We start from the raw sequence: 5,189 nt of genomic DNA on the forward strand, positions 1-5,189 counted from the left end.
GTGCCGGAATCCGGCACCCCACGCCCCGCTTTTTGGTCGTCGGCGCATTCGAGCCTACAGTTTTAGGACCCCCTCGCCCTTTCCCGGTCTGCGGCCCTGGGCTTCTGCATGCCCAGATTTATCCGGCCCCCGGGGATTCCTCTGCGCGACGGGTCTCTCTATCCCGCACTTTCCCACCCGAATCGGGGTTCCTCTTTGCCGTTTTCCCTCCACCAGGGCGACGCCCTCACCGTTCTGGCCGGCCTGCCGGACGACAGCGTCGACTCCGTGGTCACCGATCCGCCCTACAACTCCGGCGGGCGGACCGCGAAGGAGCGCACGACACGCTCCGCGAAACAGAAGTACACCTCCGCCGATGCGCAGCACACGCTGGCTGATTTCACCGGCGAGAACATGGACCAGCGCAGTTACGGGTTCTGGCTGACGCAGATCATGACCGAGGCCCACCGGCTGACGAAGAGCGGCGGGACCGCGCTGCTGTTCACCGACTGGCGTCAGATGCCCGTCACGACGGACGCGATCCAGGCGGCCGGCTGGCTGTGGCGCGGGGTGCTGGTCTGGCACAAGCCGCAGGCCAGGCCCCAGAAGGGCCGGTTCACGCAGAACTGCGAGTTCATCATCTGGGCGTCGAACGGGCCGATCGACGCCTCCCGTAACCCGGTCTACCTGCCCGGCCTCTACAGCGCCTCGCAGCCCTCGGGCAGCAAGCGCCGGCACATCACGCAGAAGCCGGTCGAGGTGATGCGCGACCTGGTCAAGATCTGTCCGCCGGGCGGCACGGTCCTCGACTTCTGTGCCGGATCCGGCTCCACCGGCGTCGCCGCGCTGCTGGAGGGCCGTGACTTCATCGGCGTGGAGAAGACCGAGCACTACGCGCAGATCGCGACGGAACGGCTCACCGCGACGCTCCGCGACACCCTCACCCAGGACGACATGGTCCTCACCGTCTGAACCGTCCCGCAACACGCACAGCGGCGGGACGCACCCCGTGCGTGCCTGCCTTTCTGACTTTGCACGGCTCGTAGGAGGCCATTCATTTCCATGCCCGAATCCGCAGAACCCCGCGACACCGATGGGGTGTTGCCACCGGTCAGGGTGCCGGATACCGATCTTGAGGGGATCGAGGCGAGTGTCCGGCGGCTGATGGAGCAGTCCGCTCAGCAGGCGCAGCAGCTCGACCACCTCGCTACCGCTCCGCCTCCGGCGCGGCCCTCTCCGTTCGCCGCGTTCGGTGTGCCGGGGCTGGGCGCTCCCGCACCGGCCTCACCGCCGGAGCCGCGCCCGATCATGGAGCTGGAGGGGGAGGCGTACGAGGACGAACTCGACGCGCTCGGCGACTGGGTGGACGACTTCCTCCTGCCGGTCTACGGCACGGAGGTCACCACGGCGTCCCCCTGGTGCCTGCGGTGGCAGGAGCACGACGATGTCGTCGCCTGGCTCCATGCCCTGTGGCTCGCCTACCAGCAGCACAAGGACCCCGAAGCGGGTTTGAGCGGGTTGTTCGTGTGGCACCGGGACTTCCTCACCCACGCCGTCGCGGCGATCCGGGCGCCCGGCGGGCCGCTGTCGGCGTGCATGACCTCGCCGGAGCGTCCCGCGCACCGGGTCCTTCCCGGCCCGCCGTCCTCCATCCGCGTGGAGAGGGCGAAGCCGGGGGAGGAGAGGCCTGGCGGTCGTGAGCCGGGCGGGCCGGCGTCGTGAGGCGCGAGCCGGTCTTCGCGCTCAGCTTCGACCCGCGGGCCCTCACCGATCTGCTGCAGGCCCCCGGTGACATCCGCGACCTCGCGCTTGCCCAGCTCCAGGACGTCGTGAAGGGCGGCCGGGCCGGCACCAAGCTCACCGGTGATCTGTCCGGACTCCGCAAGCTCAGCATCGACTCCCGCATGCAGTGGCGCATGGTCTACGCCCTGCGCCCGGCACCGCCGACTTCCACGCACGGCAGCGAGATCCACGTCGTCGCCGTACGGCCCCGGGCGCGCAACGACATCTACGACACCGTCGGCGTCCGCCTCGGGATGGCCCGCCGGCCGGTGAGCGCGCGCACCCACGCCGCCCGCTCCCGCCCGCCCCAACTCCTCGCCTCCAAGCCCGCGTCGGGCCCCCCGCCCGCCGCACCGCCGGGCCTGCCCCGCCCGGCCATCAGCCCTGCCCACCCAGTCCGCTGACATTAAGGAGTTACCCGCTATGCCCCCTGATCCCAAAGCGAGAGCCGTCCGGCCCGTGGTCTCTACTCTGCAGCACCGTGTCGAAGCCGCGACCGGATACGACATCGACACCCTCTGGGACCGCGCGGACCGCGGTCTCCTCGACGAGCCGCACACCCACCTCGTGGAGTTGCACAGCGCACTGACCTCGGCGGGAATCAGTGTCACCTTTCAACGCGGGGTGCTCGAACGGCTCAGCAGCGGCGAGTTCCCCGTCGACCGAGCCCTGCTGCAGCGGATCGACATTACGGTCGCCGGGCTCCAAGAGGCCCTCGCGAAAAGGGAATTGGCGGAGGCCCGGGTGATCGCCGCCCTGGAGCCGATCGAGGCCGCTGCCACCCGCAGCACGCGGGGCGATGGTGAATGGCTAGGCGTCGTCGATCACGCGGCGCTGCGGGGCATCGCCGGCGGAGCCGTGCTCCACCCGCAACTCCTGACCAACCAGAGGCTGGTGATCACCGCCTCCCGCAGCGTGATCCCCTACGAACACCTGGAGCGGCTCGAAGCAGCCGGTCTCGTCTCGCGCGACACCAGCGACGACTCCCCCTTCGCGAGCCAGCCGGTCACGCTGACGGCGTACGGGCGTACCACCCTGGTCGGCCTCCGTCCCCACACCACCATCGTCCCCGCACCCGCTGTATCCCCGCCGAGAGAGCCGGGCAGCAGGAAGGCACGGCGATGACCTGGCCAGATCTGCCGCAAGGACTCAGGCTCCCCCCTGGACTGAATCCCCGGCTTGACAGGTTCCAGCCTGCGGACGAGGAGATCCGGGAGGATTTCCGGCACGCGATCGGGATCAACCAGGACATGCTGATGCCGCTCGCCGAGCACCACACACCTGACATGTCGGACAGCTACTACGTCCTGCACGACCGGTCGGCGACCTACGGCCACCCGGGGGATCCACAGATCGTCGCCCTCCACCTGCGCCGCGACCTTGAGACGAAGACCTTCGGCTTCGAGCAGACGAGTTTCCCGCTGGCGGTGATGGCCCAGTCCTGGCTGATCCACCGCGGCTGCCCCGCGGAACGGATCGGCCTCGACCCCAGTCAGGGCACTGAACCGGCGGACGAGACGACGCGGGCTCTGGAAAAGCGCCTGATGACGGAAGGCGACTACTACGCGCTCGGGGGCTCTTACACCCGTGACGCCTGGGACGACGCGGTGACGGTCGTGGCTCTGCGTGTCCTCGACGAGGGGTCCCCGTTCCGTGTCCTGGTCGAGGAAACCGACCTCGACGCGGGGACCCATACCTTGCGTGAGGGCGGTTTCGCCACGGTCCAAGACGCCCTCCGGTGGTGTGACGACCGGCTCGGCGGCACTGCCGGCCCGCTCCCGCCCGTCACGTCGCCGGTGTCCCACGCGCTTCCGGCTTCCCTGCCGAAGGCCACTGTTCCGCGCCCGCCGGGCCCCTCGCGCTGAGCCTCAATTCCGCTGTTCGGGGCGGAATATAGGCGACGATCGCCGGTTGGCCAAACCGGCGATTCTCCGGACTCTTATACAGCCGCCGGGACAACAACTCCCGAGCTGGCTCACCACCCATTTTCATTCCCTCGTACGGAGGTTTATTCCGCATGCGCTCAAACCGAATCGCCATATCCGTCGCGCTGCTCGGCGCGCTCGCTGTGCCGGCCCTCTCGGCAACCACGGCCATGGCCGCACCGGCCGCGGCGCCGAACAGCGCGGTGGCGGCCGATCCGTGTAACCGGCCCGGTCCGTGGGTCATCGACACGCAGGCCGTGAACATCCGCTCCAAGGCGTCGGCCTCCTCCACCCGTGTCGGCATCCTCTACCGCGGCCACAAGTTCACCGTCCACAAGACCAGCGGGAACTGGCACTACATCACGGACAACACCACCGGCGTGAAGGGCTGGGTCTCCGGCACCTACGTCTTCCGGAGCGTCCACATGTGCCTCGACTGACCGACCCCCGGCCCGTGCGACCAGCCGGGTTACCCGGCCGCCTGTCCCGCACCCCAGCTCGTCCCTCTCGGGGAAGGAGTCTCCCCCTTGTCCGAAGACATTTCCGACGGCACCGAGGATGTCGTGGGCGTACTCACGACACGGATCGAAGCCCACTTCGGCATGAGCATGGACCAGTTGAAGGCTGCCGTCGCCGCCTCGCCGACGGCGCATCGTGACGCGAGCGCCTTCGTCGCATGGCACACGCTCCTCGTCCATTCCCAGACGGTGCTCGACCGCGCGGAGGCCGAACTCCTCGCCGCCCTGGAGACCCAGCCGGGCGAGGGGGTCGACGACCCGACGATGGCACTCGTCCGCCGCGTCGAGCAGGCGGTGACCGTCCGGGACCAATGGGCCGTCGCCGTGCGCCGCATCCTCGCCCCGCACGCTCTCGGCCCGGACGAGGCCCGGGCCGAGACGAGCACCCTGGCTGGGGAACGGCCCGGTCCGGCGGTGCCCACCACCCCAGCGCCGGCCCCACCGGCGACCGTACCGGCAGCGGCGGTGCAGCGTCGGGGGGGCTTGAGGTGAGTGTCCGGGACAGACCCTGCACGCGGGACGGCCGTCTGCGGGAAGTCTTCGGCGCCCCGGTCGCCGACCTGTATGAAACGGCCATCGGCCCGGACGCGCCGGCGGTGCTGGCCCGAGCGCTGGAACTGCGCTCGTTCCTCGCCCTCACCGAGGAACAGGTCACCCACATCCGGGACCGCATCTACGCGTCCATGTCGCCCGAGCGGGACATGGACGACCTGTCCGCGGACCGGCTGCGGATGGACACCCAGTGGCTGCAGGCAGCCCTCGACGCCCGCGACAACTACACCACCGCCCTGGATACCCTGCTGCGCACGCTGCCCGCACCCGGTGCTCAGGCCCGGCCCGTCCCCGTGACCCGGCGCCAGGTGGCGACCACCTTGCCCCCGGGGGGCCCCGCCCCCCCGGGCCGGGGCCGCCCCCCCCCCCCCCCCGGGAAGGCCCCCGCCCAGTTAAGGGTGTATATAACAAAAATAACAGCCCACCAAACAAA

At 69.9% G+C, this 5,189-nt stretch carries 8 protein-coding genes; all 8 read left to right on the top strand.

What is annotated here, in order from left to right; all coding sequences use genetic code 11:
- Positions 1-195: 195 nt before the first annotated feature.
- Entirely contained in the window at positions 196-951 is a 756-nt protein-coding gene (locus ACFTZC_RS38875; RefSeq protein WP_382898444.1) for a DNA-methyltransferase, read from the top strand.
- Between the two features lie 192 nt (positions 952-1,143).
- Positions 1,144-1,701 (top strand): DUF4913 domain-containing protein, encoded by a 558-nt coding sequence (locus tag ACFTZC_RS38880; RefSeq protein WP_382898510.1) that lies wholly within the window; start codon positions 1,144-1,146, stop codon positions 1,699-1,701.
- The gene (locus ACFTZC_RS38885) at positions 1,698-2,165 is read left to right on the top strand and encodes a hypothetical protein (RefSeq protein ID WP_382898445.1); all 468 of its coding nucleotides are present in this window, start codon (positions 1,698-1,700) and stop codon (positions 2,163-2,165) included. The genes ACFTZC_RS38880 and ACFTZC_RS38885 overlap by 4 nt, the downstream gene beginning before the upstream one ends.
- 55 nt (positions 2,166-2,220) lie before the next feature.
- Positions 2,221-2,886 (top strand): hypothetical protein, encoded by a 666-nt coding sequence (locus ACFTZC_RS38890; protein ID WP_382898446.1) that lies wholly within the window; start codon positions 2,221-2,223, stop codon positions 2,884-2,886.
- Positions 2,883-3,626 carry a hypothetical protein gene (locus ACFTZC_RS38895; protein ID WP_382898448.1) on the top strand — a complete coding sequence of 248 codons (744 nt, stop codon included), beginning with the start codon at positions 2,883-2,885 and terminating at the stop codon, positions 3,624-3,626. Before ACFTZC_RS38890 ends, ACFTZC_RS38895 begins: the two co-directional genes overlap by 4 nt.
- Before the next feature lie 152 nt (positions 3,627-3,778).
- Positions 3,779-4,126, top strand: coding sequence for an SH3 domain-containing protein (locus ACFTZC_RS38900; RefSeq protein WP_382898449.1), 348 nt, complete (start codon positions 3,779-3,781; stop codon positions 4,124-4,126).
- A gap of 87 nt (positions 4,127-4,213) precedes the next feature.
- Positions 4,214-4,696, top strand: a complete 483-nt coding sequence (locus ACFTZC_RS38905; RefSeq protein WP_382898451.1) for a hypothetical protein — start codon at positions 4,214-4,216, stop codon at positions 4,694-4,696.
- Positions 4,693-5,189, top strand: a 497-nt coding sequence (locus tag ACFTZC_RS38910) for a hypothetical protein (protein ID WP_382898453.1), incomplete at its 3' end; no start/stop codon positions are given. The genes ACFTZC_RS38905 and ACFTZC_RS38910, both read left to right, overlap by 4 nt.

It is taken from the genome of Streptomyces sp. NPDC056987, from assembly GCF_042673865.1.
Lineage (GTDB): Bacteria > Actinomycetota > Actinomycetes > Streptomycetales > Streptomycetaceae > Streptomyces.

Coding starts and splice junctions, on each gene's coding strand:
- ACFTZC_RS38880 (WP_382898510.1), top strand. CDS start 1,144: ATGGAGCAGTCCGCTCAGCAGGCGCAGCAGCTCGACCACCTCGCTACC.
- ACFTZC_RS38895 (WP_382898448.1), top strand. CDS start 2,883: ATGACCTGGCCAGATCTGCCGCAAGGACTCAGGCTCCCCCCTGGACTG.
- ACFTZC_RS38900 (WP_382898449.1), top strand. CDS start 3,779: ATGCGCTCAAACCGAATCGCCATATCCGTCGCGCTGCTCGGCGCGCTC.